This window comes from Arthrobacter sp. alpha11c, assembly GCF_054149985.1.
In genome coordinates, this window is record NZ_CP196747.1 from 4,444,828 (window position 1) to 4,470,336 (window position 25,509).

The window sequence follows — 25,509 nt, forward strand, 5'->3', positions numbered from 1 at the left end:
CAAGTTTGCGGGGCGGCCTTGCGGAGGCGGCACTCTTCATGCGGGGGTGCCCGACGGCGGCACTTGCGTACCGCCGTCGGGCCCTGTTGGTGGGGTCTCAACTTTCCTGTGGGAGCTCCGCGAGCAGCAGTCGGCAGGCGCTGGGGATCGGTTGGATGATCTCGACGGCGGTCGTTTCGGCAAGGCGCCGGGCAGTGGCACTCAGTGGTCCGCCCGCAATGATGACCGCCTGGGCGCCATCGGTCTCAGTGGCAGTCTTGACTGCTTCGGCCAACTCCTGGAATTGCCTTTCAGGATCGGCAGCGAGGGTCAGCGGCTCGGACTTCGTCAAACGAACACCTGCGAAGTGCTCCGAAAGTCCATGCGCCGCCACGAGCTTGTCCAGCGCATCCACCAGCAATGGAGTACTGGTCGCCATGCCAAAAGGTCGCAGCTTGCCATCCTGGGTGCGGGCCGCGGCGTGCACGGAGCCTTGACCGATGCCGATCACCGGGATGTTCAGTTCCCCGGCCAGTTGCGCGCGGCCCGGATCACCGATGGCGCCAACAATTACGCCGGCGACCCTGCCGCCGTCGGGCCCTGAAAGATACCCGTGCACGGCCTCGGCGACGTGTACCTCCGACTCAGCCAGCGAGACGGGATCCACAATATGGATGGCCCGGCTGGTGCGGTGATGCCGACTACCTGGAGGCCGTGAGGTTCCAGGGTCTCCTTGGCGAGGTCCACCATCATGGCTGTAGTGCTGCTGCTGGTGTTCGGGTTTACCAGGAGGACGATCCGGGTTGCGGGGCGTGGGGTATCAGTGCCCATAAATTGCCGCCTGCTCGTCGTTGCCGGGCTCTGTATCTTCTTCAAGCGGCTTGCCGAAGGTTTCGGGCGGGAATTGAACCACGATTGCGAGGATGCAGAAGAGCACGGCCAGTGTGGTGAACATGCCTGGCAGACCCGCTGAGTCAAAGACTGCTCCGGAGATGAGCGGGAACAGGCCACCGGACAACGAGCCCGCAGCGAGGATGATCGACGTTCCGAAGCCTCGGGTGCGGGTGGGGTAGAGCTCCGGGGCGAACAGCCAAATGGTGGTGTTCAGGATGATGACGGAGAAGTTGAAGAGGACACCGAAGATCACCACCAGCACGATGTCGTTGGCAAGGAAGGCCATGGATAGCCCCGACAAGCAACCGAGGATGGCAGCGGCCGTGAGCACTTTTTTGCGGGGCAAACGGCTTGCCAGATATGCAGCCGTGGCTGCCCCCAGCAACGAGCCCGACTGCATGATGAGGGTGAACCAGAGGCTGGTGTTCACGGCATATCCGCGCGAAACCAGAATGGTGGGCATGAGCGTCAGCATCGATATCTGGGCGGCGTAGGACATGCAGACGGCGATGCACAGCAGGACAGTCCGCTTGAGGAGTTTGCCGCGCACCGCGTCCTTCCAATGCCCGGATGATGTGGCCACAACTGGGTCAGGCGCTGCGGTGATGTACGTTTCGGGATCGTTGATACGTCCGGAGAGCTTGTTGCGGGCCAGCCGGGTGATCACCATGTTTGCTTCGTCGATCTTGCCCTGGGACGCCAGGAAACGGGGCGTTTCGGGGACGAAGCGTCGGAAGAACATCACCAAAAGGGCGGGGATGAACAGCAAGCCGAACACCCAGCGCCACTTGTCCGGACCATCGAAGAGAGTGAAGACAAGAATGCCGAAAGCCGGCGCAAGCATGTTGCCCAGGCCCGCCGCCGTGACGTTGATGAGTCCGACGGCGGTCCCGCGGTGTTTCGCGGCGAAGAACTCCGCCATCATGATCACCGCCACCGCGATTTCGCCGCCCAGGCCAAAGCCCACCACGAACCGGCCAGCGGCCAGGATGGGGTAGTTGGGGGCAACGGCGCAGAGCAAGGAACCGCCAGCGAAGATGATGAGGTTGATGACCAGCATGTGCCGTCGGCCGTATTTATCGACGATCAGGCCCGTCGCCAGCCGTCCGAGCGCGGTTGCCGTAAACGTCATTGTGTTCAGCAGGCCGATTTCGGTGGCCCCAAGTCCCCACGACTGGCGCAGGATGGGTCCGGTGATACCCACGGCGTTTTGCTCGAGGGCGTCGAAGAACACTCCCAGCAGGATCATGAAGACGATCTGGCGGTGCGCGCCAGTCACTCCGATCCGCTGGTACGCGCCTTCAATTTGTTTCGCCAGGGATCCGGTCCGCGGTGTTGCAGCCTCCTGGGCAAGGTCTTTTTCCACAGTGCGCTCCTTACTGAGCTCTGAAGGTTCATTCATTGCCACGTTGAATGGTTCCATCATGCGGAATGCGAATATCACATGAAGGAATGTGATGTAGATTACGCTTTGGGATACCAAAAGGCCATGGTTTGCCCTAAACAAAATGTGACCGGATGCTCATGGAGGGGCTGGGCGGGCGTGGATTCGCGACCACCTTTGCCGCTCAAGGCCCATGCTTACAACTGAATAAGGTTGTTTTCTGGCAAATTCACCTTCAAAGAAGGTCAGGAAGCCACGGTCAAACTCCCGACCAACCTCACCAACCCGGAAACGACAAAGCACGCCCCGACGGCTAGGTAGTATGCCATCGGGGCGTGCTGAGCGGTGCTTGGGGTCTTCAGTGCCGGAGATCTGCCTCCAATGCTGCTTCTTCGATGCGGAACCGGTGTGCTGCCCATTCTTCGGAATTGCGGGCAGGCATGTTGGGATCTCCAGGTCTCTGCCCGGACGAGCCGTCAATCAGTTCGCGGATGATGTCCGCGTGCCCGGCATGCCGTGCGGTTTCCACACACATGTGGACCAGGATCTGATGGAGCGTCACATTCCGCTTCTCTTCGGACCACCAGGGCACAACGCCGGGAGCATCCAACGGGAGGGCTTGGATGGTGGCATCACTGTGCGCTGCCGAGAAGTGGTGCAACTCCAGGATTTCCGCGCGGCTCTCCGAGGCCGGGACCCACATATCGGAATCCGGTTCTGCATCATCAGCGAGCCAGGGCAATTCCCGCCCGCTCGGACGCCCGAAGGTCTCGCCGAAATACCCCAGCTCCACGCTCGCCACATGCTTCACGAGCCCCAACAGATTGGTGCCCGTGGGTGTCATGGGCCTTCGGGCATCGTATTCACCCAAGCCATCAAGCTTCCCGAGCAGGTCCGCCCGACGAAGGCGCAAATAGCCGAGCAATGTCGCTTTGTCATCCATGCATGGCACTCTACCCAAGGCGGGGACCGCGACTTCGTGGGAAGCGTGCCGGATCGCCGGAGCCCTCCGGCGGCTTGGCAGCATTCCGGCCGACCGTGCACGTTTCCGGCGACTTGAGACCCACCGAAGGAGTCGACGACGGCGCTACCGCGGACTTTTGTCGATAACGCAGAAGCGGTTGCCGTCGGGGTCCGCGAGGACCACGAAATCCGGATTCTCCGGATACAGGTCCCAGTCGACGCGTTGAGCGCCGAGGGAGATCAGCCGTTCTACCTCGGCAGCTTGGTCATCCGCATAGAGGTCCACATGCGTACGTGGATGCTCCTGTACGGGCGTTTCACTCAGCTGCAAAGCGAGCTGGGGGCCTGGACCGGCGGACGGAACGAGGATCACCCAGGTGTCATCGCCAGGCTCACGTGGAACATAGTCGAGGGCAGCGTGCCAAAACGCAGTGGCGCGGGCGATGTCATTGACGCCGAGAACGGTGCTGCCGATGGTCAACATGTGCCTAGCCTAGTCCGCCAGAGTCCACGCTTTCCTTGCCGCGGCCCTGACGCCAGTGTCACAGTGAACCATGGCCACCGAAGAGGACGTCAGGCGTATCTGTCTTGCCATGCCCGGCGTCACCGAACGCCCAAGTTGGGGCCAGGCTGCCTGGTTTGGCAAGACCCTCATGGCCCGGATCTGGGAAGACGGAGTTGTCACGGTCAAAACGGATGAGCGCGAAGCCCTGGCAGCGATGGAGCCGGACACCTACTTCTGGACTCCTCATCACGAACGATCACCGAAATTGCTGCTGGTCCGGCTGGAGAACATCGACGCAGAGGAGCTCGACGAACTGCTCCAGGAGTCGTACAGAATCGCCGGCACCCCGGGCAAACCAAAACCCAACTAGGTCGCAGCAGCGCGCGTTTTGAGAGCTCAAAACGCGCTTAACTGCGACTTACTTGGGTGCGCGAGCTCACGCTAGACTCGCCCGCATGGGGGAACACAGCAAACTTGGGGAACGCAACACACCGCAGCCTGCGCGCAGAGTCCTTGCCGCCGTCGTGCCTTTGCTTGGCCTGATCGCGGTGATCGTGGGATGCGTCCTGGCATGGAATGGCCTGAACGAGACCACGGGCTGGTTTGCTTACGCGCCCTTGAGTAACCAAACATTCGCTGGAGACGGACTGACGTACGTTGGCGCGGGTGTGCGAAATGGGCTCACTCTCGCCGTGACCGGCCTGCTGGTCCTTGCGTTCTGGTCGGGCTTCGCCACCGGCCGGCGTCGCTGAGTTCGCCGGAGAAACGCAAGATCGCCGGAAAGCTCCCAGCGAACTGGTAGCTTTCCGGCGATCTCGGCGCAAATCAGGTGAGCTTCACCTGGCGGTTCATGTCCTTGTACAGCAGGTAGCGGAACTCGCCCGGACCTCCGGCGTAGCAGGCTTGCGGGCAGAATGCGCGGAGCCACATGAAGTCGCCGGCTTCCACTTCCACCCAGTCGTTGTTGAGCAGGTACATGGCCTTGCCCTCCAGGACGTACAGGCCGTGCTCCATGACGTGGGTCTCCGGGAAGGGGATCACGCCGCCGGGTTGGAAGGTGACGATGTTGACCTGCATGTCGTGGGCGAGGTCGCTGGAGTCCGTGAAGCGGGTGGTCTTCCAGACGTCGTTGGTGTCCGGCATGGAGGTGGGCTCCACGTCCTTCTCGTTGGTCACGAAGGACTTGGCCTCGAAGCCCTCAAGGCGCTCGTAGGCCTTGCGGATCCAGTGGAAGGAGACGATGTCGTCCGAGACGTTCTCCAGGCCCCACTCGGAACCGGCCGCGAGGTAGGCGTAACCGCCCTCCTCGAGGTGGTGCAGTTCGCCGTCGAGAGTCAGGTTGACCCGGCCCTTGGTGACGAAGATGACGCCTTCAACACCGGATTCAAACTCGGCCTTAGGAGCCCCGCCGCCCGGAGCGATCTCAACGATCAACTGGGAAAACGTGGTGGCGAAGCCGGAGATCGGACGGGCGATGATCCAGGAGCGCGTGTTGGAAAATCCAGGCAGGTTGCTGGTGACGATGTCCGTCATCACGCCCTTGGGGATCACGGTGTAGGCCTCCGTGACGATCGCCCGTTCCGTGGTGAGGTGGGTCTGCGGCGGCAGGCCGCCCTGGGGGTAGTAGTACTTACCCATGGGAATGCTCCTTATCAGTGGGACGTTGGTTGGGCGAGCCGCGGGTGCGCCAGTGCGGTCAGCTGTGAAAGTTCGACGCCGGCAAGCGCCTTGACCTCGTCGGTCCCCACTGCGCCGCACTGGACGCCGCGAAGGACGAAACCAGCGAGGGCGCGGGCGGTGGCGGGCTCGTCCATGACGCCGCCTTCGGTGCGCTCCACGTAGTTCCGGAGGCGGAGGGCTGCGGCAGGCAGACCCTCGCGGTAGAAAGCGTACGACGCCGAGAAACGGCTGGGGAGCTGGGCCGCGTGGAGGTCCCATCCCTGGTAGTAGCCGTTTTCCAGGGAGCGGCGGACCAGCCGGCCGTGAAGCTTCCAGGCGTCTTCAACGGCGTCGCCCACGGGAATGATGTTGGTGGAACCGTCAGAAAGGCGGATACCCGTTCCGGCGACGGCGAGCTGCATGACTTCCTTGGCGAAATCGGCAGCCGGATGCTCCATGGACTGATATTCCGCGGAGATTCCCAGCGAAGCGCTGTAGTCGTACGTGCCGTAGTGCAGAGCGCTGATGCGGCCCGGAACAACGTGGGGGAGCTGCGCCACGGGGGACGTTCCATCGGCGCCCAGAATGAGCTGCGGCGTTTCCACCTGCACCTCGAACCGGAGCCTCCCCGCGGGAAGGCCGTGCACTTCCTCGAGGCGAGAGACTGCGAAGTCCATGGCCTGCACCTGGGCCACAGTGGTGACTTTAGGCAGGGTCAGGATCAGTCCTGCAGGGAGCTCACCGGCCGAAGCCAGTGTGGACACAAACAAGTCCAGCGTCTTCAGCCCGCGGGCACGGGTGGCTGCCTCGAAGCACTTGAAGCGGATGCCGATGAACGGAGGAGCGGTTCCCGCTGCAACCGCAGCAGCAACAGCGTTGGCGGCAGCAACGGCGTCGGCGTCTTCAGCCTCATCGCCGCGGTCCCCGTAGCCGTCTTCGAAGTCCAAGCGGAGGTCCTCGATCGGCTCGGAGGAGAGCTTCGCCGCCACACGCTCCGCAACAGCGGCAGCCAGCTGAGGCTCCTGGCCCAACAGCTGGCCGAGCTTTTCCAGGCCACCGTGAGCTTCCGCCGTCGCGAGCGCCTGGGCGCCCCACTCCGCCGCAAATGACGGTGTGAAGCGGTCCGCCGGGACGTAGACGGTGTGGATGGGCTGGCGTGAGCCGTCGTCGCCGGGGTAGTTGCGGTCCAGGAGCTGGTCCGTCGCCTCAAGCTGGGACTCGATGTGAGCCAGATCAGATGAAGAGAATGAACCCATCTCAGCCCACCAGTTCGTACGCGGGTGTTGTCAGGAAGTCGGTGTAATCGTCGGACAGGCAGATGTCCTCGATCAGCTTGGAGGCCGGCTCGTAGTATGCCTTGAAGTTCTCGTCACCGAACTCGATCCGCAGGCGCTCGGTCTCTTCGCCGAGGATGCGGGTGACGAGTTCGCGGGTCACGGTGTTGCCCGTGTCCGCGAGGACGGACTTGTTGCGTATCTGCTGCCACACCTGCGAGCGGGAGATTTCCGCGGTCGCGGCATCTTCCATGAGGTTGTGGATCGCCACCGCGCCGCTGCCGGAAATCCAGACACCCGTGTAGGCGACGGCGACGTACAGGTTCAGCCGCAGTCCGGCTTCCGTGACGGTGCCGCCGGCAGAGGCGACGTCGATCAGCTGCTCGGCTGTGACGTTCACCTCGGGGCGCTGCTTGTCCAGCTGGTTGGGCTTTCCACCGTTGGCGGGGTCACCGAGGACCGAATCGAACACCTCGCGGCACGTGGAAACGAGGTCCGGGTGCGCAACCCACGAGCCGTCGAAGCCATCGTTTGCCTCACGCGTCTTGTCGGCACGGACCTTGTCGAAGGCCGCAGCGGTGACGTCGGGCTGCTTCCGATTGGGGATGACGGCGGCCATGCCACCCATGGCGAAGGCGCCGCGCTTGTGGCAGGTTTTGACCAGGAGCTCGGTGTAGGCGCGCATGAACGGAGCCGTCATGGCAACAGTGGCACGGTCCGGCAGGACGAACTCTTCGCCGGCATCACGGAAGTACTTGATGATGCTGAACAGGTAGTCCCAACGGCCGGCGTTCAGGCCCGAGGCGTGATCGCGCAGCTCGTAAAGGATCTCGTCCATTTCAAACGCGGCCGGGATGGTCTCGATGAGCACGGTGGCGCGGATGCTGCCCTGTGGAATGCCGAGGAAGTCCTGGGCGAAGACGAAGACGTCGTTCCAGAGGCGGGCCTCCAGGTGGCTCTCCATCTTGGGCAGGTAGTAGTACGGGCCGTGGCCATTCAGGAGCAGCTGCTTGGCGATGTGGAAGAAGTGCAAACCAAAGTCCACCAGCGCGCCCACCGCAGGTTCGCCGTCGATGAGCAGGTGGTTCTCTTCCATGTGCCAGCCGCGCGGACGGGCAACAACAACAGCCAAAGGAGCATCCCTGCGCAGACGGTACTCCTTGCCTTCCGGCGAGGTGTAGCTCAGGGTGCCCTGGGCGGCGTCGCGGAGGTTGAGGATGGCGTCAATGACGTTGGGCCACGTGGGAGTGCTGGCGTCTTCGAGGTCGGCGAGCCAGACCTTGGCGCCGGAATTGAGCGCGTTGATGGCCATCTTGGCCGGGGTCGCCGGGCCGGTCATTTCAACGCGGCGGTCCTGCAAAGCTGCCGGTGCCTCGGCGACCTTCCAGTCGCCGTCGCGGATTTCCTGCGTCTCAGGAAGGAAGTCGAGGCGGCTGGTGTCGGCAACCTGCTGGCGCTTGACCTTGCGTGCCTCCAGCAGCTCGGCACGGGTGCCGGCGAAGCGCTTGTGCAGTTCCTCGATGAAGCCCAGTGCCTTGGGCGTGAGGATCTCCTCGGCGCGATCGATCGGCCGGGGATCAGTGACTGTGGTAGCCATTTGGCGGTGTCCTTTTCTAGAGTGCGCTGGCGGCGTTGGCGTGCGCAGCAGCTGCTACGGCACTGGCCACATCGGCGGCAACATGGGGATCGAAGACGCTGGGGATAATGTAACTCGCGTTGAGCTCATCGTCAGCCACCCGGTTGGCAATTGCCTCAGCAGCGGCCACCAGCATGTTCGGCGTGATGTCCGATGCTCCGGCGTCCAGCAGGCCCCGGAAGAAGCCGGGGAAGGCCAATACGTTGTTGATCTGGTTCGGGAAGTCGCTGCGACCCGTGGCGACAACGGCCGCGTGCTTGGATGCGATGACAGGGTCGATTTCCGGCGTGGGGTTGGCCATGGCGAACACGATCGCGTTCTCGGCCATGGATGCAACCTGCTCTTCGCCGATCACGTGCGGGGCGGAGACGCCGATGAAGACGTCTGCTCCCTTGAGGGCGTCATGCAGGGTTCCGGAGAAGCCTTCTTCGTTGGTGTTCGAGGCAATCCAGCTGCGGTGCTCGTCGTCGTACTTCTCGCCGGAGTGGATGGCGCCGGAGCGGCCGGCGGCGATGATGTGCTGCGCGCCCTGGGCCTTGAGGAGCTGGATGATGGCGGAGCCGGCAGCGCCGACTCCCGAGACCACGATCTTGACCTCGGAGAGCTTCTTGTCCACGACGCGGAGCGCGTTGACCAAGGCTGCGAGCGTGACGATCGCGGTGCCGTGCTGGTCATCGTGGAAGACCGGGATGTCCAGTTCTTCGCGAAGGCGGTTCTCGATCTCGAAGCAACGCGGCGCGGCGATGTCTTCGAGGTTGATGCCGCCGTAGACGGGGGCCATGGCCTTGGCGATCATGATGATTTCTTCGGTGTCCTGCGTGTCCAGGCAGACCGGCCAGGCGTCAACGTTGGCGAACTGCTTGAAGAGGGCGGCCTTGCCTTCCATGACGGGCAGTGCAGCTGCGGGGCCAATGTTGCCCAGGCCCAGCACGGCCGAACCATCGGTGAGCACGGCGATGGTGTTGCGCTTGACCGTCAGGTTGCGGGCAGCGGCCGGGTCTTCTGCGATGGCCATGCAAACGCGGGCGACGCCGGGAGTGTAGGCGCGGGACAGGTCGTCACGGTTGCGCAGGGCTACTTTGGGGACGACTTCGAGCTTGCCACCGAGGTGCATCAGGAAAGTGCGGTCGGAAACGTGCTGGACGGTGACCCCGTCGAGGGCGTTCAGGGCGTCCTTCACGCGGGCAGCATGATCGTCATCCGTGGTGTTGCACGTGACGTCCACAACGAGCGTCTCGTGGTGGGATTCCGTGACGTCCAGCGCGGTGATTGCGGCACCCGCTGCGCCGACGGCAGCAGCCAGCTCGCTCGTAGCGGTGAAGCTGGACGGTGCGGCGACGCGCAGGGTGATCGAGTTTCCGGGGCTCGGATTCGCCATTGAAATTCCTCCTGTTAGGCCCGTTCCCGGGCCGCCGTTCCAAACTAAATGTTTTCGTATTATGGATATTATTATCTACCAAGTGGAAACACAACCCCCTACTCGGTCATCTTGCGTCTCGTCGCGCACTTGCCCGCTGTGCTGTATCTTGGGTGTTCTAAGCAATTCTTTTCACGATGCGGATAAGAGTTGTCGGAATCTGAGTCATTGGAGACAAGGGAATGGCTGAAAAAGCCTCCGGAGGCGTGCAGTCCGTTGAGCGCGTCTTTGAACTGCTGGAACTGATCACGGATGCGGGTGGCGACGTCACCCTGAGCGAGCTGTCTTCGTCCACTGACCTGCCCTTGCCCACCATCCACCGCCTGCTGCGCACCCTGGTGTCCCTCGGCTACATCCGCCAGCTGCCCAACCGCCGCTACGCCCTGGGCCCGCGGCTCATACGCCTGGGCGAAGGTGCCAGCAAGCAACTCGGCGCCGTGGCGCGTCCGCAACTGAAGACCCTCGTGGAACGGCTTGGCGAAACTTCCAACATGGCGGTCCTGGATTCGGACATGGTCATCTACGTGGCCCAGGTCCCGTCCATGCACTCCATGCGAATGTTCACCGAGGTTGGCCGTCGGGCCCACACTCATGACACCGGTGTTGGCAAAGCGATCCTGGCGCAGCTCGACGACGAACAGGTCCGTGGCATTGTTGCCCGAACCGGCATGCCTACGCCCACAGCCAAGAGCATCGGCGATATCGACTCCCTGCTCGCGGACCTGAAGCTGATCCGCGAACGCGGCTACTCCATTGACGAGGAAGAGCAGGAGCTCGGCGTCCGTTGCTTCGCGATGGCCGTGCCGAATGCACCCACTCCCACGGCAATCTCCGTTTCCGGGCCCATCACCCGTGTGGACCAGAGCTTTGCCGACCGTGCTGTGCCGATGTTGCGCGAGGCAGCCTTGGCGATCTCCGCGGAGCTCAACCAGAACTAGCCTTCTTGCGGGTGGCCTTCCGCAGCATCGAGTCCACCACCAGCGGGTGAACCGGCCGAACGACGCCGAAGTACAGCTTTCCGCGCCACCCCTTAAGCTCGACGGCGGTAGTCACCCTGATCAGTCGGGTCACGGGATCAACTCCAACCGCCACCGCGAAATCCAAGTGCCTGTCCCGGACGAAGATCAGGGCTTCCTCGCCCGACTGTTCGCTCACCGTGAAGGTGTTCGGCGGCGCCTTCGGGATGCCGATCAGGGGCACCAGCGCCTGCCGTAACCGCAAGGCTCCAGCAACCCAGCGCGGCATTGACTCGATGGAGAACACTCGCTCCGCCCATTCCCTGGGATCCGGGCCGGCGCCCTCAGGGAGGGTGGCCAGGCAAACGTCCGCGTAGTCCGGCTCCGGTATCTTGCCGAGGGCGAGGGAACGGAAGCAGGGGAGCTGTTCGGTCATGGGCTGATCCTACGGTGAGTGTTGCCCGGTGGTGAGCGCCGTCGTCGTACATTCTGAGCGAGGTGGCTTCCAAGCAAGGCGACAAATGACGGCAGCGTCCCCCAAGGAAACGCTGCCGTCATCTGCCATTTTGGACGGGAGCTAGTGCTCCGAGGCGCTGGAGGTCTTGAGCGGGACTTCCTTGCCGTCGACGTCGATCAGCTTGCCGTTCTCGAAGCGGTCGCCTTCGCTGAGGCACTTGATGTCCTCTTCGCTGACGATCCGGTCCGTCCCGGCGACGAACACTGACTGGTTGTCCGAATTGCCGGCCTTGAAGTGGTTGAAGAGGATGTTCAGCAGGATCGCCATGACTGCGGCGGAGCTGATGCCGGAGTGGAAGATCGTGGAGAACCAGGACGGGAACTGGTCGTAGAACTTCGGAGCGGCGATGGGGATCATGCCGAAACCGATCGAAGCGGCCACGATGATCAGGTTCATGTTGTTCTTGTACTCAACCTTGGCCAGGGTCCGAATACCGCTGGCCGCCACCGTGCCGAAAAGCACGACGCCGGCACCACCCAGGACGGGCGTCGGAACCGCTGCGACCACTCGGCCCAGGACCGGCAGGAGGCCGAGGACCACCAGGATGAGGCCACCAGCGCTCACCACGAAACGGCTCTTGATGCCGGTGATGGCCACGAGCCCAACGTTCTGGGCGAAGGCGCTCTGCGTGAAGGAGTTGAACAGCGGTGAGATGGCGCTGGAGAGCATGTCCGCGCGGAGGCCGTCGCCGATGCGGCGGGAGTCAACCTTGGTATCGACGATCTCGCCCACTGCAATGATGTCTGCGGAGGTCTCGGTCAGTGTTACCAGGATGACGATGAGCATGGAAATGATTGCTGCGATTTCGAAGGTCGGAGCACCGAAAGCGAACGGCGTGGGGAAAGCGACGATGTCGCCCTGGCCAACCTTGGAGAAGTCTGCCATTCCTGCAACGAACGCGATGATGGTGCCGATGACCATGGCCAGCAGGATGGAGAGCCGGGAAATGGCGGCGTTGCCCACCTTGCTCAGGAGCAGGACGACGCCCATGGTTGCTGCGGCGAGGCCGATGTTTGCCATGCTGCCGTAATTGTCCGCCTTGGCGTTGCCGCCCATGGCCCAGTTTGCTGCCACCGGCATCAGTGTGAGGCCGATAGTGGTGATCACGGTTCCAGTAACCACTGGCGGGAAGAACTTGATGATCTTGGAGAAAAGGGGAGTGATCGCCAGGCCAATTAGCGAGGCCACAATGACCGAGCCGAACACCGCCTGGATCCCGCCGCCGCCTTGGACGATCGCCACCATGGTGGAAACACCGGCGAAGGAAACGCCTTGTACCAATGGCAACTGCGAGCCGAAGAACGGAATGCCGACGGTCTGCAGGATGGTGGCCAGGCCGCCAACGAACAAACAAGCGGCGATGAGGAGGCCGATGTCCTGCGAGGACATGCCGGCGGCCGCGCCGATGATCAGCGGAGGGGCAATGATTCCGCCGTACATGGTGAGGACGTGCTGGAAGCCGTACGCGAACGTGCTTCCGATGGAGAGGCGCTTGTCCTCGGGACGTTCCGGCTTGTGCGACTGGGAAGGGGCGGTATTCGCAGGGCGGGATTTCTTCTTGATGTTCATGGCAGACTTTCTGGGTTCATGGCAGACGTCTTCGTCTGGCTAACTGTGTCTGGCTAACAAAATCTTGGGTTTTGGGGTGGGGTTTGTGTGCAGGTCCGGCCTTGGCGGGGCGCCGTTGGGGGACCTGCACACAAACTCCTGGATGGTGCGTTGTTAGTGGTGCCTTGTTAGGGGTGGTGTTTAGCAGAAGCCGGCGATGCCGCTCCATGCAACGGGCGCGGCCGTGGTGTTCTCGCGCTGGACGGTTGCTTCGATGAGGCCGTACGGGCGGTCCGCGGCGAAGAAGACCTCGTTGGGGTTGTCCAAACCGAACGGGCTCAGGTCAACCAGGAAGTGGTGCTTGTTGGGCATGGAGAACTTGATTTCATCCACTTCGCTGTGTGCTTCCAGGACCTTCTTGCCCATGTCGAACAGCGTCTGCTGAAGCGCGTGCGAGTAGTTCTCGGTGAAGCCTTCCAGCAGGAGGGCCTTGATGTCCTCGTAGCTCTTGTTGAAGTCCGTGCCTGCCAAGTCCACGTTGGTGTTGTAGCGCCAGCGGGCGGAAACATCAGTGGCAAGGATGCGGTCCGTGGTTTCCGGCAGGGTGGTGTACTTGTCGCGCGGGTAGCCGACGAACCCTGACTGCGTGGTCTTGAGGACGGTCAGGTCCTTGAGGCCGGAAATCACGTGCGTGGTTGCGCCATCACGGACGACGACGGCGGTACGCACCTCTTGTCCGTTGCGGACGAAGCTGTGATCGTGTCCCGCGCCGTGTGCCTGGATGCGATCCCAGCTGTAGGCCTCGGCTTCCCAGCGGCCACCGGTTACCCATTCGAACTCGCTGGTGAAGTGGTCCGCGAGACGCAGCAGGAAGGACTCCGGTGAGCCGATGCCGTCACGGGCAAAAGCGTAGACGGTGTTCTTCTGGGTATCGGTGGCAACGACGTGACCGTTGTCGCCTTCGAGGTGCGCAGCCTGGAAATCGCCGCGCAGCTGCGAGGTGACATTCAGATCTTCGATGTGGTGGCGGTCAGTATCCCGAGTGACCTTGACGACGCGGACTTCCGCTTTGCCGTACTGGTTTTCGCCGAGGACGATGTTGTTGCTCATGGTCATATCCCAACTTCTGTGAGGTGGAACCTACGTTCCATCAATGAAATTAAGCGCGTGTTTCCACCGCGTTTCTGGTGGAGCCGACCCAACAAAAAAGAGCCGACATCCATTGATGCCAGCTCATTACGACCCTGCCTGCTGCTCTCAGGTTACGTGACGTACGCCACGAACTCATTCGAGAGTAGCGCATGATTTCGGCCTGTGTATATGGGTTTCCGGAGATCGTTATGAAGCAGCCAAATGTGACCGGAGCAACTCTTCTTCCCTCTTGGACAGGTCTTGACGGCTGCTCTGCGGCCTGCCTATCCTTTTCACATAGCAATAAACATTTTCCGAAATGCGGAAACTGTGAGCACTGAAAAGAGGAGGAACAGATGGACTCGAAGGATACGAACAACGTCGTGGAATTCCCGGCACCGGGTCAGGAGCTGTACCTGCCCTTCGGTGCAACAGACCCGGACTTCTACATCCCGGCCGACTGCGACCGCAATGCCGGCGGATTCTCCCGTTGGCTCCGCGCGCTCCCGGTGTTCGGCCGCCAGCGCCCCTAGCCCACTGCATCCCCGGGCCCGCCCGCGCCCGCCCGGGCCCGCCCGGCCCCGCCCGCCCGCGCCCGCCCGCCCGCGCCCGCGCCCGCCCGTTTCGGGGGTTCCCAGCGCAGCGTGCCGTGCGCACCGTCGAATGCGCAGCGCACCCCCGAAACGGGCTCTAGCTTGCTCCCCGCAGAACCTGCTGCACGCGCATCTTGAACTCCTGTTCGCTGAATAGGTTCTGCCACTTGATACGGATGAACTTCCAGCCGAGCTCGGTGAGGGCCTTTTCTCGCTGCCGTTCCTGGTAGATCACCTCGGCGGTGGGTGCGTAGTCGAAGTACTTGACCTTTCCATCGAACTCCAGGGCCACCTTCTTTTCCTTCCATGCAAAGTCCAAACGATGGTGGCCTTCAGCTGACGCCACCTTCACCTGTAGTTCGGGCAGCTCGATCCGCAACCTTTGCAGCAGCTCGCGGGTCAGGGTTTCGCCGGGTGACTCGGATCTGGCGTCGGCATTCTCCAAAGCCCGTCGAAGAGTGAGAACTCCGTTGCGTCCGGCCAGCGATGCGCACATCTCTTGCAGTTTCGAGGCGTCGGCACCCTTTCGGAGGGCGTGATCCATTAGCACCAGGGCTTGTTTGTAGTTGAGCATGAGGCAGCAGTCCACAACCGTCTGTTCCAACGTGGTGCATGGCATTCCCTTGACGAAAACAGCCCCCATCATCGCCAGCGGGCGGGTGTGCGGCACAACGTCCCTGCCATGGGAAGTGGTTGACGCCGTTGTTTCCGTGGTGATGTGCACTCGGTCATCCACGTCCCACAGGAACAATCCGTGGAGGCGTGCCGCTGAGGTATGGCTGTAGACCAAGCCGCCGCCCGACGTCGAAAGTGTGCCGTGTGCGTGCGCGGCGACTAGCTGCAGACTTTGAACCCAGGGCTTTTGGGCTACCCAAGTGCGGCCTCGGATATAGCAACCACGGCGCAGTCGTACTAAGGCGCCGGCGCGAACCAGCGCGGCAATTCTCCGGTGGTTGAACCCCAACTCGTGGAGCTCTCTGGTCCGCCACAAATCCATCCCCACGGGAAGCTCGTTGCTGTTGCTCGGTGTCATGGATCAAGACTTCAATGAGCCGACGGGCGAAGACAGGGGTGAGTTTGACTATGTGGAGAAGCCCGTTTCGATGACCCGCTGCGGACAGTGCCGTGCGAACGGCATCAAGCGCAGGGAACCCCCGAAACGGGCGCCACCCCCCAGCGAAGCCAGAACCTACCCCGCCACCAGCTTCCGCGCCGCAGCCGAGTGCTCAGCGATGAGCCCGGAAATGTCCAGCCCCGGGATCGCCCCGTCCACCACCCGCCACTGGCCTCCCACCATGACGCGGTCTGCCCGGTCCGCCGCGCAGAGCAGCAAGGCGGCGACGGGGTCGTGGCTCCCGGAGAACCGCAGCGAGTCCAGCTTGAACAGGGCAAGGTCTGCCTGAAGGCCCGGAGCCAACTGCCCGATGTCCGAGCGGCCCAAAACGGCGGCGGATCCACGTGTCGCCCAGCCAAGTGCCCTCTCCACAGGAACGGAAGCCCCGTACCGGAGTCGTTGCAAATACAGGGCTTGGCGGGCCTCAAGGATCATGTTGGAAGCATCGTTCGACGCAGAGCCATCCACTCCCAGGCCCACAGGAACGCCCGCGGCTTCAAGTTCCAGCACTCGCGCTGTCCCGGATGCCAGGCGCATGTTGGAGGTTGGGCAATGCGCGACGGCGGTGCCAGCGGCTCCCAGCCTGGCGATCTCGTCGTCGTTGAAGTGGATTCCGTGTCCAAGCCACGTGCGGGATCCCAACCAGCCAACTGACTCCAGGTAATCCACGGTCCGCAGCCCAAACATCGAGCGGCAGAAGTCTTCCTCGTCGATGGTCTCTGCAAGGTGCGTGTGCAGCCGGACATCGAAGCGTTCGGCCATGGCTGCGCTCTCGGCCATGATCTCCTTGGTGACGGAGAACGGCGAGCAAGGGGCGAGGGCTATCTGCACAACGGCCCCGTCGCCGGTCTCGTGGTACTGACGAATCAGCCGTTCGCTGTCCGCAAGGATCGTCTCGGGTGACTGGACCGTGGTCCGGGGCGGCAGTCCGCCGTCGTCCTCTCCCAACGTCATGGATCCGCGGGTCAGCGTGGCCCGCATGCCCATGGTGCGCACCGCGCCTACTTCGATATCAATGGCGTCTTCCATGCCGTCGGAGAAGAGGTAGTGGTGGTCGGCGGCGGTGGTGCAGCCGGACAACAAAAGCTCGGCGAGTGCAACCTGCACCGCAAGCTCAAGGCTCCGAGGTGTCAACCGTGCCCACACCGGGTACAAATTCTGCAGCCACGGGAACAATGGAGCGTTGGCCACCGGACCCCAGGCGCGGGTGAGGGTTTGGTAGAAGTGGTGGTGGGTGTTGATGAGCCCAGGCAGAACCACGTGGGCGGAGGCATCAAAGACGGAACAAGGCAACGAAGGCTGCCCACCCGTAAGCACGAGCTCCAAGATCTTCCCGTTGGAGACCACCAGGCCGCCACCGGCGTCGAGGTCGTTTGCGGTGAAGATACCCAGCGGGTTCTTGATCCAAAGAGGGGTCATGACAGGTTCCTTGTCTGGTCGGCGTGTACGCGTTCCAGCTCAGTTAGGCCCTGTCTGCTGATCCAGGAGCCGGATGCCACCAAGTGCGTCCGGTCCGAAAAGCGTAAGATGCACGACGGCGGCAGTCAACGTTCGCAGGCGTCTCACGGTCACATCTGGCCAGCAACCTCAATTTCGTATGGCGAAATTAAATTTTCAAAAAACTATGGCGCGGCTCACAAACCTGGTGCTACGCTCTAACTGCCAAAGGCGGGCACCCGGACTTCGGGAAGCTATCTACCAGGCGCAACTTAACCTTCATCGCACATGCTGAAGCCTGGTAACCAAGCTAACTGGAGCTCCGCTCCGTAGCGCCCCCAACAGGTCACCTGGCTTCCTCAGCACTAAGGAAGTCGCAACATGAGTACAACCGTCACGGCCGAGCAATTCCTGGCCACAACCATTGAGCTGGCAACAGCCAATGTCCTCAACAGCGGTGGCCCCTTCGGCGCCGTCATTGTTACCGCGGACGGACAAGCCTTCCAAGGCGTCAACCGCGTTACCGCCACGAATGATCCCACCGCACACGCAGAAGTCACGGCCATCCGTAACGCCTGCCGCGAACTGGGAACCTTCGATTTGAGCGGAGCAACCCTCTACACCAGTTGCGAGCCATGCCCCATGTGCTTGGCCTCCGCACTCTGGGCACGCGTTGACCGCGTGTTCTTTGCCGCAGACCGTCACGACGCCGCATCCGTTGGCTTTGACGACGCCGTTTTCTACGAGTTCTTCGAGAACGACAACCGGGACGCGCTGATGCCGGTAGCCAAGCTGGAACTGGGCGACCCCCAGGCTCCGGCGGCCCTCCAGCCGTTCACCACATGGAGCACGCTTGATTCCAGGATCGACTACTAGGGCCCGGTGGCTGACATGACAATCCTGGATCCCGCAGAAATGCAGACCGCAGCTGAAAAGCAGGCTGCGCTCCTCCCCAATGGAGGCAAGAGCGCAGAGCCCACAGCGGCAAACGCAAAGCACACAGCCACCCGGCTCGCCGGACAAGGCAGTAACAGCAAGCCGCCGGTGTCGAACTCCTTCCTGGATAAGTTCTTCCAGATCACCAAGCGTGGTTCTACGCTGGCCCGCGAATTCCGCGGCGGCTTGGTCACGTTCTTCACCATGGCGTACATCGTCATCCTCAACCCGCTCATCCTGGGCGGCTTCTCGGCAGACAACGCCCCGGTGGATGTGGCCGGCGGCTGGCTTTCGGCAGCACAGGTGGGCGCAGTTACTGGCCTGACCGCCGGCGTGATGACCATCGTCTTCGGACTTGTGGCCAACCTTCCCTTCGGCCTCGCAGCCGGCTTGGGCATCAACTCCTTCCTCGCCGTCGCGGTCATCCAGGAAGTCACATGGCCAGAAGCCATGGGCCTGGTGGTCATCAACGGCATCCTGATCGTCCTCTTCGGCGCCACCGGTGCCCGGACCGCGATCTTCAAGGCAGTCCCCAAGGAACTCAAGGCCGCCATCACCGTTGGCATCGGCCTGTTCATCGCCTTCATCGGCTTCGTCGACTCCGGCTTTGTCCGCCCCACCAAGGGCGGGCCGCCGGTCCAGCTCGGCACGGATGGTTCCATCACCTCCATCCCAACTCTCGTCTTCATCATCGGTTTGCTGGTCATGGGTATCCTCGTGGCACGCAAGATCCAAGGCGGCCTGTTGATTGGCATCGTCGCCACAACAGTCCTCGCCGCTATAGCCGAGGCCGTGTTCCACATTGGTCCGGGCACCGCCGATAACCCCGGCGGCTGGCACCTCAACGTGCCGATCCTGTCCAGCCAGTTGATGTCCGTCCCGGATCTTAGCCTGGTAGGCCAGTTCGATCTCTTTGGTTCGTTCGCCAGGATTGGCGGACTGGCTGCGACCATGCTGGTCTTCACCCTGGTGTTCACGAACTTCTTCGACGCCATGGGCACCATGACGGGCCTGGCCAAGAGCGCAGGCGTGGCACATAAGGACGGTACGTTCCCCAAGCTGAAGTCGGCCTTCATCGTTGAAGGCATGGGTGCAGTGGTGGGTGGCGGGACCTCCGGTTCATCCAACACCGTCTACATCGACTCCGCAGCAGGAATCGGCGAGGGCGCCCGCACAGGCCTGGCGTCGGTTGTCACTGGCCTGCTGTTCCTGGGTTCGATGTTCTTCACACCGCTCACTTCGGTTGTCCCGCTGGAAGTGGCTGCCTCAGCACTTGTGGTGGTGGGCGCGATGATGATGGCTCAGATCCGCGAGATCAAGTTCACCAAGTTCGCCATCGCGTTGCCGGCGTTCCTCACCATCGTGACCATGCCGCTGACCTACTCCATTGCCAACGGCATCGGCGTTGGGTTCATCTCCTTCGCGGTGATCAGCGCGGCATCGGGCAAGGCCAAGAAAGTCCATCCGCTCATGTGGGTGGTCACGGCGGGCTTCATTATCTATTTCGCCCGTGGCCCGATCAACGCCTTGATGGGCGTCTAGCCCGGAGCCGCACCCCGCGCCGGCGGGTCCACATCCGGCACTTCAAACGGCGGTCCATCCGCACCCACCGCACGAATAGGCGTCCGTCGTCGTGGTCCCTGACCGAACAGCACCATCGGAAGAGGCGCGACGGCGGGCGGCGGCCCTGTTGATTCAGGAACGGGTGCTGATGCTCCGTCAGGGAACGGGGGCAGGGAGATGAAGCCCTTGCCCCCGTTCCTATGAACTCTTACTCAATAACCGCGACTACCCCTCAACACCTTCTGGAAATGAGATTATGAGGGCAAGATCGCGCACTGCTCCGGCCGGGCCACCCGGCCGGGACACCTGGAAAAAGGACGTGTTGCCATGCTGGATCTGATGCCTTCACTGGGCAGCTGGCGGACTGCGGTCTCTGGCCAACGATGCGCTGTGGCCACGATCGTAGGGACCGGCGGCTCAGTGCCGCGCCCCATGGGGACTTCCATGATGGTCTCCGAACATGGCGAAATCCTGGGCAGCCTCTCCGGCGGTTGCGTCGAAGGGGCCGTCGTGGAGGCGGCCTTGGAAGCAATGCGCGACGGCGGCCCACGCCTCGAGTCTTTTGGCTACAGTGCCGAGGACGCGTTCGCCGTCGGACTCACCTGTGGAGGAGAGCTGGAAGTCCATATCCAGCCACTGGGTAGCGATTCCGGCGAAATGGCCTTGTTGGACATCGCTGTATCAAACGAACCCACGGCCTTGGCCCTCATCCGCAGGCTCGGTGGAGGAGGGGGAGCGGTGGTCGTTGATGATCCTGTTCGGTTCCGCACCATGGAATCAACGCAACTGGCCCGGTTGGTGGGCGATCATCCCGCCACCCTGATGGCTGCGGCGGCCCAGGTTGAGCCGCTGCTCCAAGGCGGACGCACGGGGTTGGTCCGGCTGGCAGCACCCGAGGGCTGCATCGATGGCTGGGTGACAGTGGACAGATGGGCGTCGGCCGGCCCGGAAGAAATAACGCAGCCCGAGCCCATCACCTTGTTCGTGGAAAGCCGCTTGCCGGCCGCGCGGATGCTCATTTTCGGCGCCAACGACTTCGGTGCCGCGTTGCTCCCCGCCGGACAGTTGCTTGGCTACAACGTCACCCTGTGTGATGCCCGCCCTGCGTTTGCCCGGCAGGGCCGTTTCGCCGGAGCGGACCAAGTGGTCACCGACTGGCCGCACCGCTATCTGGAAGCCGAAGCAGCGGCCGGGCGAGTCGACGCCCGGACGGTGGTGTGCGTCCTGACCCACGACCCAAAGTTCGACATTCCCTTGCTCGAAACAGCGCTTCGCCTAAACCTGGCTTACGTCGGCGCAATGGGCTCGCGTCGCAGCCACCGGCAACGAGTTGACGCCCTGCTCGAGGCGGGCACGCCCTCCGAAGCGCTCGAACGCCTGCATTCCCCGATCGGATTAGACCTTGGTGCAGTGACACCAGCCGAAGTCGCAGTCTCCATCACGGCAGAAATCATCGCCGAGCGAGGGGCCCACAGCGGCAAAGTCACGGGCCACGAAGTCACCCGCCACAAGGCCCCCGGCTACACAGCCGCAGGCTTCCCCTCGCTGAAGGACAGCAGCGGCCCGATTCACGCGGCACCGATTCACACGGCACCGCAACACCTCACTCAGGAGGACCCATGGACATGAACACCATCGAGGCCGTGGTTCCCACCACCGATCCTTCGCAATGGCGCGACGGCGATGCCTGGCTTGCCGGAGGGACTGTCCTCTTCTCCTATGGAAGCACCGTCCTCAAGCGGCTCCTCGATTTGGGTCAAGCGGATTGGCCGGCCATTACCGTAACCGATGACGGCATTGAGCTCGCGGCAACCTGCACCGTTGCCGAGCTCTACGCATTGCCGGCGTCCGCGGAAACAGCCAACCGCGAGTGGCCCGGCCTGGCATTGATCCGTCCTTGCTGCGACTCGTTTGTGGCGTCCTTCAAGATCTGGAACATGTCCACGGTGGGAGGCAATCTCTGCACATCCTTGCCGGCCGGTCCAATGATTTCGCTGTGTGCCGGGCTCGATGCCACAGCATCCATCCAGAGCCCGGACGGCAGCAGCCGCAGCGTGCCCGTGGCCGATTTCGTGACCGGGGACATGGAGAATGTCCTGGCCCCGGGGGAGTTGCTCCGGAGCATCCACCTTCCGGCCGCGGCACTCGCCGCCCGGGTCGCCTTCCGTCGTCTGTCGCTGAGTAACCTTGGACGATCCGGCGTGCTGCTCATCGGACGCCTCGACGCCGATGGCATTTTGATCATCACCGTCACCGCCTCCACCAAAAGGCCCGTACAGCTACGGTTCCCGGCCGGGCAGGTTCCCGACGCCGGGATGCTGGCTGACGCCGTCGGGGATTCCATTCCCTGGCCGCTGTACCACGATGACATCCATGGCCTCCCCGCGTGGCGCCGCGATATGACGTTCAAACTGGCCGAGGAAATCCGGGCCGAGCTGCTGGGCGAGTCGATGGTGGTGTCAGGCGACTTCTGGCCGCCGCACGCCACCTCGCCGCAACCATCCACGCAACCCGCACAGAACAACCCGCAGAAGGAGGCCTCCCATGGCAATTGAGATCAACGGCGCTGCCTCTCAGGCCACACCCCGCCCCGGCCAATGCCTGCGCACTTTCCTCCGGGAAGAGGGAAACTTCGGCGTCAAGAAGGGCTGCGACGGCGGAGACTGCGGCGCCTGCACTGTGCACGTCAACGGCACTCCCGTCCACAGCTGCATCTATCCGGCTGTCCGGGCAGAGGGCAAAGCGGTCACCACGATCGAAGGTCTCTCCACGGGCGAAGCCCTCCACCCTGTGCAGGAGCAGCTCCTCGAAGCCCAGGGTTTCCAATGCGGGTTCTGCACCGCCGGCATGGTCATGACCGCAGCCACTTTTGACGACGAACAACGTGCCAACCTGCCCCGCAACCTCAAGGGAAATCTGTGCCGCTGCACCGGTTACCGCTCCATCGCCGACGCCGTGTGTGGTCATGCTGATGGTCACGGCGGCGGGCACAAGCACGACGCCGGAGCTGACGTTTCCGGGGCACAATCGCCTGCCGCTGGACAGTCTGCCGCCGGACAGTCTGCCGCCGGACAGCCCGTGGCTGTGGAAGCCACGCCCGGCCAGCTCGGGGACAACGTGCCCGCACCCGCCGGTCAAGCCGTGGTTACCGGAACTGCCCGGTACACCCTGGATGTCCCGGCTGAGCAACTGCCCGGACTGCTGCATCTCAAGCTCGTGAGGTCGCCGCATCCACACGCGCGGATCGTATCCATTGACAAGACCGCGGCATTGGCAGTTCCTGGCGTCGTCGCTGTTTTCACGCACGAAGACGCACCTGCGCAGTTGTTCTCCACTGCCCAGCACGAACACTTCACGGACGACCCCGATGACACCCGCGTGCTGGACAATGTGGTGCGGTTCATCGGGCAGCGTGTTGCCGCTGTCGTGGCGGAGTCCGTGGGCGCTGCCGAGGCTGGAACACGGGCGCTTGCTGTGGAGTACGAGCTCTTGGAACCGGTGTTCACGCCCCAGGAGGCCATTCTTCCCGGCGCCCCCGCAATCCATGGCGACAAGGATGGCGTCTACTCCAGAATCTCCCGGCCCCTGGAGAACGTGGTGGCAGAGGTCCACGCCGAGCTTGGCAGCGTGGCCGACGGCTTCGCGGCAGCCGACTTCATCCATGAGCACACGTACAAGACGCAAAGGGTTCAGCACGTCGCGATGGAAACGCACGCGTCCATTGCCTGGCTGGACGAGGACGGCAGACTGGTTGTCCGTTCCTCCACGCAGGTTCCTTTCCTGGTAAAGCGCACCCTGATGCGGTTGTTCAATCTGCCGGAGGAAACTGTTCGCGTGGTGGCTGGCCGCGTCGGGGGTGGTTTCGGCAGCAAGCAGGAGGTCCTCACCGAGGATCTTGTGGCCCTCGCGGCACTGGCTTTGCGTAGGCCGGTCCAGGTGGAGTTCACCCGGACCGAACAGTTCACGTCCACCACAACGCGCCACCCCTTCACCATCAATCTCAAGGCGGGAGCCAGCCGGGATGGATACCTGACCGCCCTTCAACTGGATGTCATCACCAACACTGGCGCCTACGGAAACCATGCGCCCGGCGTGATGTTCCACGGTTGCGGCGAATCGTTGGCCGTCTACAAATGCGTCAACAAGAAAGTGGACGCCCAGGCCGTCTACACCAACACGGTTCCCGCCGGTGCTTTCCGAGGCTATGGGTTGAGCCAGATGATCTTCGCGATTGAGTCCGCCATCGACGAACTTGCGATCGGTATCGGGATGGACCCCTTGGAGTTCCGGCTCAAGAACATGGTCCGGCCCGGGGATCACATGTTGTCTACTACACCCGAGCCTGAGGAGGACGTCCACTACGGTAGCTACGGCTTGGACCAGTGCGTGGCCTTGGTCCGGGATGCCCTGGACCGGGGCAAGGAGCGTTACCGGGCCGCTGGGCTGGAGGATCCCGGCCCGGATTGGGTCGTGGGGGAGGGCTCGGCTCTTTCCATGATCGATACCGTCCCGCCGCGAGGCCACTTTGCCCACACCAGGGTGAGCCTTGAAGCGGACGGAAGGTTCGCCGTCGACGTCGGTACTGCAGAGTTCGGGAACGGCACCACAACCGTTCATGCGCAACTGGCTGCGACTGCGCTGGCAACAGCAGCCTCCAAAATTACCGTCCGTCAGTCCGATACGGACCTTGTGGAGCACGACACCGGCGCGTTCGGTTCTTCCGGGACGGTCGTGGCCGGTAAGGCGACGCTCGGCGCGGCCCTTGAGCTCGCAACCAGGATACAGACCGTTGCGGCGTCGCTGACTGGGGCTGCATTGACGGATTGCCGCTTGGTGGATGGAGCTGTGGAGTGCGGCGACCGCGTGGTTCCGCTCAATGAAATCTACGACGCCGCCCGTCTCCAAGGCGTTCGCCTCGCCACCGATGGGAACTGGGGAGGAACGCCACGCTCGGTGGCATTCAACGTGCACGGTTTCCGGGTTGCCGTTAATACGGGTACGGGTGAGCTGCGGATCCTGCAGAGCGTGCAGGCGGCAGATGCCGGCGTTGTGGTGAACCCGCGGCAGTGCCGTGGGCAGATCGAAGGCGGCATCGCGCAGGCGCTTGGTGCGGTGCTCTATGAGGAAGTGAAAGTGGACGACGCCGGACACGTCACCACGGATATCCTGCGGCAGTACCACATTCCGTCATTCGCGGACGTGCCGCGGAGCGAGGTCTATTTCGCAACAACGAACGACACCACCGGGCCCCTCGGCGCCAAGTCCATGAGCGAGAGCCCGTTCAACCCCGTGGCACCTGCGCTGGCCAACGCCATCCGCAACGCCACCGGAATCCGCTTCGGCGAAGTGCCCATCGCCCGGGACAAGATCTACCTGGCCCTTCGGGACCGCACCACTGCGCCCGTCTAACCCCACCGCAACTGAGTCGCAGTTGAGCGCGTTTTGAGACGTCAGAACGCGCTTAACTGCGACTTACTTGGGTGGGACGGCTACTTGGGCGAAATGGCGAGCTCCATGAACACGCTGTTCGGGTCCAGGGTGTAGTCCGCGAAGGGCGGGCATTCGGTGAATCCGTGCCTGGCATACAAACGACGTGCAGGGGCAAAGTACTCTTCGGTCCCGGTTTCCAAGTTCACCCGCTCGTAGCCGCGGCGGCCGGCTTCGGCCACGATGTGCTTGAGCATCAGGGTGGCCACTCCGCGCCCACGGGCAGCGGCGGTGGTGCGCATCGACTTGATCTCGCCGGACCGGCCGTCTCCATCAGAAGTGGCCAGTTCCTTCAGCGCCCCGCATCCCAGCAACACGCCGTTTTCGCGGGCCGTCCAGAACGTGATGGCTTCATGCGACAACGCCGACTGGTCCAATGCGTGCACGCTCTCTGCAGGCGACGTCGCAAACATGTCCGCCAGATGTTCGCTGAGGAGCTGATGGACATCCGGGCGCGTGGGATCGTCAAGGGCAATCTGGATCATGGATTCAAATTTACCGGCCCTGGAGTGGTCG

23 protein-coding genes are annotated in these 25,509 nt (G+C 62.9%); 9 read left to right on the forward strand and 14 right to left on the reverse strand.

Features of this window, described 5'->3' with window-relative positions; translation table 11 throughout:
* Positions 1–97: 97 nt before the first annotated feature.
* From ACTAQJ_RS20730 to ACTAQJ_RS20745, 4 genes are all read right to left on the reverse strand, one after another.
* Entirely contained in the window at positions 98–646 is a 549-nt protein-coding gene (locus tag ACTAQJ_RS20730; protein WP_498699020.1) for an aspartate/glutamate racemase family protein, read from the reverse strand.
* A 153-nt stretch (positions 647–799) separates the two neighbouring features.
* Positions 800–2,239, reverse strand: a complete 1,440-nt coding sequence (locus ACTAQJ_RS20735; protein WP_498699022.1) for an MFS transporter — start codon at positions 2,237–2,239, stop codon at positions 800–802.
* Between the two features lie 376 nt (positions 2,240–2,615).
* A complete protein-coding gene (locus tag ACTAQJ_RS20740; RefSeq protein WP_498699024.1) occupies positions 2,616–3,200 on the reverse strand; it encodes a DinB family protein in 585 nt (194 codons plus the stop codon).
* A gap of 144 nt (positions 3,201–3,344) precedes the next feature.
* Complete coding sequence (locus ACTAQJ_RS20745) at positions 3,345–3,704, reverse strand: VOC family protein (protein WP_498699026.1); 360 nt, start codon at positions 3,702–3,704, stop codon at positions 3,345–3,347.
* Positions 3,705–3,774: 70 nt separating this feature from the next.
* Between ACTAQJ_RS20745 and ACTAQJ_RS20750 the strand changes: the two genes are divergently transcribed.
* Together ACTAQJ_RS20750 and ACTAQJ_RS20755 are read left to right on the forward strand one after the other, a co-directional pair.
* Positions 3,775–4,095 (forward strand): MmcQ/YjbR family DNA-binding protein, encoded by a 321-nt coding sequence (locus ACTAQJ_RS20750; protein WP_498699029.1) that lies wholly within the window; start codon positions 3,775–3,777, stop codon positions 4,093–4,095.
* 85 nt (positions 4,096–4,180) lie between these two features.
* A complete protein-coding gene (locus tag ACTAQJ_RS20755; RefSeq protein WP_498699031.1) occupies positions 4,181–4,477 on the forward strand; it encodes a hypothetical protein in 297 nt (98 codons plus the stop codon).
* A 73-nt stretch (positions 4,478–4,550) separates the two neighbouring features.
* On the opposite strand, the gene ACTAQJ_RS20760 is transcribed toward ACTAQJ_RS20755, so the two are convergent.
* Genes ACTAQJ_RS20760 through ACTAQJ_RS20775 form a run of 4 tightly spaced genes read right to left on the reverse strand, consistent with a single transcriptional unit; the run spans position 4,551 to position 9,672 of the window.
* A complete protein-coding gene (locus ACTAQJ_RS20760; RefSeq protein WP_431116625.1) occupies positions 4,551–5,363 on the reverse strand; it encodes a bifunctional allantoicase/(S)-ureidoglycine aminohydrolase in 813 nt (270 codons plus the stop codon).
* Between the two features lie 14 nt (positions 5,364–5,377).
* The gene (locus ACTAQJ_RS20765; protein WP_498699034.1) at positions 5,378–6,640 is read right to left on the reverse strand and encodes a DUF6986 family protein; all 1,263 of its coding nucleotides are present in this window, start codon (positions 6,638–6,640) and stop codon (positions 5,378–5,380) included.
* A gap of 1 nt (position 6,641) precedes the next feature.
* Entirely contained in the window at positions 6,642–8,255 is a 1,614-nt protein-coding gene (gene aceB, locus ACTAQJ_RS20770) for a malate synthase A (protein WP_498699035.1), read from the reverse strand.
* Between the two features lie 16 nt (positions 8,256–8,271).
* On the reverse strand, positions 8,272–9,672 hold the full coding sequence (locus ACTAQJ_RS20775; protein ID WP_498699037.1) for an NAD-dependent malic enzyme: 1,401 nt from the start codon (positions 9,670–9,672) through the stop codon (positions 8,272–8,274).
* 221 nt (positions 9,673–9,893) lie between these two features.
* Here ACTAQJ_RS20775 and ACTAQJ_RS20780 point away from each other — a divergent pair, with 221 nt between their 5' ends.
* A complete protein-coding gene (locus ACTAQJ_RS20780) occupies positions 9,894–10,649 on the forward strand; it encodes an IclR family transcriptional regulator (protein WP_224088895.1) in 756 nt (251 codons plus the stop codon).
* On the opposite strand, the gene ACTAQJ_RS20785 is transcribed toward ACTAQJ_RS20780, so the two are convergent.
* From ACTAQJ_RS20785 to pucL, 3 genes are all read right to left on the reverse strand, one after another.
* The gene (locus ACTAQJ_RS20785) at positions 10,636–11,103 is read right to left on the reverse strand and encodes a DUF2867 domain-containing protein (RefSeq protein WP_498699039.1); all 468 of its coding nucleotides are present in this window, start codon (positions 11,101–11,103) and stop codon (positions 10,636–10,638) included. The genes ACTAQJ_RS20780 and ACTAQJ_RS20785 overlap by 14 nt on opposite strands.
* A 141-nt stretch (positions 11,104–11,244) precedes the next feature.
* On the reverse strand, positions 11,245–12,753 hold the full coding sequence (locus tag ACTAQJ_RS20790; protein WP_498699041.1) for a nucleobase:cation symporter-2 family protein: 1,509 nt from the start codon (positions 12,751–12,753) through the stop codon (positions 11,245–11,247).
* 180 nt (positions 12,754–12,933) lie between these two features.
* Positions 12,934–13,848 carry a factor-independent urate hydroxylase gene (gene pucL / locus ACTAQJ_RS20795; protein ID WP_498699043.1) on the reverse strand — a complete coding sequence of 305 codons (915 nt, stop codon included), beginning with the start codon at positions 13,846–13,848 and terminating at the stop codon, positions 12,934–12,936.
* A gap of 371 nt (positions 13,849–14,219) precedes the next feature.
* On the opposite strand from pucL, the gene ACTAQJ_RS20800 reads away from it, so the two are divergent.
* A complete protein-coding gene (locus ACTAQJ_RS20800; RefSeq protein ID WP_216926482.1) occupies positions 14,220–14,396 on the forward strand; it encodes a hypothetical protein in 177 nt (58 codons plus the stop codon).
* Positions 14,397–14,553: 157 nt separating this feature from the next.
* On the opposite strand, the gene ACTAQJ_RS20805 is transcribed toward ACTAQJ_RS20800, so the two are convergent.
* Together ACTAQJ_RS20805 and ACTAQJ_RS20810 are read right to left on the reverse strand one after the other, a co-directional pair.
* The gene (locus ACTAQJ_RS20805; RefSeq protein WP_498699047.1) at positions 14,554–15,489 is read right to left on the reverse strand and encodes a type IV toxin-antitoxin system AbiEi family antitoxin domain-containing protein; all 936 of its coding nucleotides are present in this window, start codon (positions 15,487–15,489) and stop codon (positions 14,554–14,556) included.
* Between the two features lie 156 nt (positions 15,490–15,645).
* A complete protein-coding gene (locus ACTAQJ_RS20810) occupies positions 15,646–16,989 on the reverse strand; it encodes an 8-oxoguanine deaminase (protein ID WP_498699049.1) in 1,344 nt (447 codons plus the stop codon).
* Between the two features lie 399 nt (positions 16,990–17,388).
* Here ACTAQJ_RS20810 and ACTAQJ_RS20815 point away from each other — a divergent pair, with 399 nt between their 5' ends.
* From ACTAQJ_RS20815 to ACTAQJ_RS20835, 5 genes are all read left to right on the forward strand, one after another.
* The gene (locus ACTAQJ_RS20815) at positions 17,389–17,883 is read left to right on the forward strand and encodes a nucleoside deaminase (protein ID WP_498699051.1); all 495 of its coding nucleotides are present in this window, start codon (positions 17,389–17,391) and stop codon (positions 17,881–17,883) included.
* A gap of 6 nt (positions 17,884–17,889) precedes the next feature.
* Positions 17,890–19,485, forward strand: a complete 1,596-nt coding sequence (locus ACTAQJ_RS20820; protein WP_498699053.1) for an NCS2 family permease — start codon at positions 17,890–17,892, stop codon at positions 19,483–19,485.
* Between the two features lie 348 nt (positions 19,486–19,833).
* Complete coding sequence (locus ACTAQJ_RS20825; RefSeq protein ID WP_498699056.1) at positions 19,834–21,135, forward strand: XdhC family protein; 1,302 nt, start codon at positions 19,834–19,836, stop codon at positions 21,133–21,135.
* Entirely contained in the window at positions 21,126–22,061 is a 936-nt protein-coding gene (locus ACTAQJ_RS20830; RefSeq protein WP_498699058.1) for an FAD binding domain-containing protein, read from the forward strand. The genes ACTAQJ_RS20825 and ACTAQJ_RS20830 overlap by 10 nt, the downstream gene beginning before the upstream one ends.
* Positions 22,051–24,915 (forward strand): molybdopterin-dependent oxidoreductase, encoded by a 2,865-nt coding sequence (locus tag ACTAQJ_RS20835; protein WP_498699061.1) that lies wholly within the window; start codon positions 22,051–22,053, stop codon positions 24,913–24,915. Before ACTAQJ_RS20830 ends, ACTAQJ_RS20835 begins: the two co-directional genes overlap by 11 nt.
* Positions 24,916–24,995: 80 nt before the next feature.
* Here the strand turns inward: ACTAQJ_RS20835 and ACTAQJ_RS20840 are convergent, their stop codons facing one another.
* Positions 24,996–25,478: a GNAT family N-acetyltransferase gene (locus ACTAQJ_RS20840; protein ID WP_498699064.1), complete on the reverse strand. Its 483-nt coding sequence runs from the start codon at positions 25,476–25,478 to the stop codon at positions 24,996–24,998.
* Positions 25,479–25,509 lie beyond the last annotated feature (31 nt).

Coding starts and splice junctions, on each gene's coding strand:
- ACTAQJ_RS20830 (WP_498699058.1), top strand. CDS start 21,126: ATGGACATGAACACCATCGAGGCCGTGGTTCCCACCACCGATCCTTCG.
- ACTAQJ_RS20790 (WP_498699041.1), bottom strand. CDS start 12,753: ATGAACATCAAGAAGAAATCCCGCCCTGCGAATACCGCCCCTTCCCAG.
- ACTAQJ_RS20760 (WP_431116625.1), bottom strand. CDS start 5,363: ATGGGTAAGTACTACTACCCCCAGGGCGGCCTGCCGCCGCAGACCCAC.
- aceB (WP_498699035.1), bottom strand. CDS start 8,255: ATGGCTACCACAGTCACTGATCCCCGGCCGATCGATCGCGCCGAGGAG.
- ACTAQJ_RS20810 (WP_498699049.1), bottom strand. CDS start 16,989: ATGACCCCTCTTTGGATCAAGAACCCGCTGGGTATCTTCACCGCAAAC.
- ACTAQJ_RS20800 (WP_216926482.1), top strand. CDS start 14,220: ATGGACTCGAAGGATACGAACAACGTCGTGGAATTCCCGGCACCGGGT.
- pucL (WP_498699043.1), bottom strand. CDS start 13,848: ATGACCATGAGCAACAACATCGTCCTCGGCGAAAACCAGTACGGCAAA.
- ACTAQJ_RS20775 (WP_498699037.1), bottom strand. CDS start 9,672: ATGGCGAATCCGAGCCCCGGAAACTCGATCACCCTGCGCGTCGCCGCA.
- ACTAQJ_RS20750 (WP_498699029.1), top strand. CDS start 3,775: ATGGCCACCGAAGAGGACGTCAGGCGTATCTGTCTTGCCATGCCCGGC.
- ACTAQJ_RS20815 (WP_498699051.1), top strand. CDS start 17,389: ATGAGTACAACCGTCACGGCCGAGCAATTCCTGGCCACAACCATTGAG.
- ACTAQJ_RS20745 (WP_498699026.1), bottom strand. CDS start 3,704: ATGTTGACCATCGGCAGCACCGTTCTCGGCGTCAATGACATCGCCCGC.
- ACTAQJ_RS20785 (WP_498699039.1), bottom strand. CDS start 11,103: ATGACCGAACAGCTCCCCTGCTTCCGTTCCCTCGCCCTCGGCAAGATA.
- ACTAQJ_RS20740 (WP_498699024.1), bottom strand. CDS start 3,200: ATGGATGACAAAGCGACATTGCTCGGCTATTTGCGCCTTCGTCGGGCG.
- ACTAQJ_RS20805 (WP_498699047.1), bottom strand. CDS start 15,489: ATGACACCGAGCAACAGCAACGAGCTTCCCGTGGGGATGGATTTGTGG.
- ACTAQJ_RS20825 (WP_498699056.1), top strand. CDS start 19,834: ATGCTGGATCTGATGCCTTCACTGGGCAGCTGGCGGACTGCGGTCTCT.
- ACTAQJ_RS20840 (WP_498699064.1), bottom strand. CDS start 25,478: ATGATCCAGATTGCCCTTGACGATCCCACGCGCCCGGATGTCCATCAG.
- ACTAQJ_RS20765 (WP_498699034.1), bottom strand. CDS start 6,640: ATGGGTTCATTCTCTTCATCTGATCTGGCTCACATCGAGTCCCAGCTT.
- ACTAQJ_RS20835 (WP_498699061.1), top strand. CDS start 22,051: ATGGCAATTGAGATCAACGGCGCTGCCTCTCAGGCCACACCCCGCCCC.
- ACTAQJ_RS20755 (WP_498699031.1), top strand. CDS start 4,181: ATGGGGGAACACAGCAAACTTGGGGAACGCAACACACCGCAGCCTGCG.
- ACTAQJ_RS20780 (WP_224088895.1), top strand. CDS start 9,894: ATGGCTGAAAAAGCCTCCGGAGGCGTGCAGTCCGTTGAGCGCGTCTTT.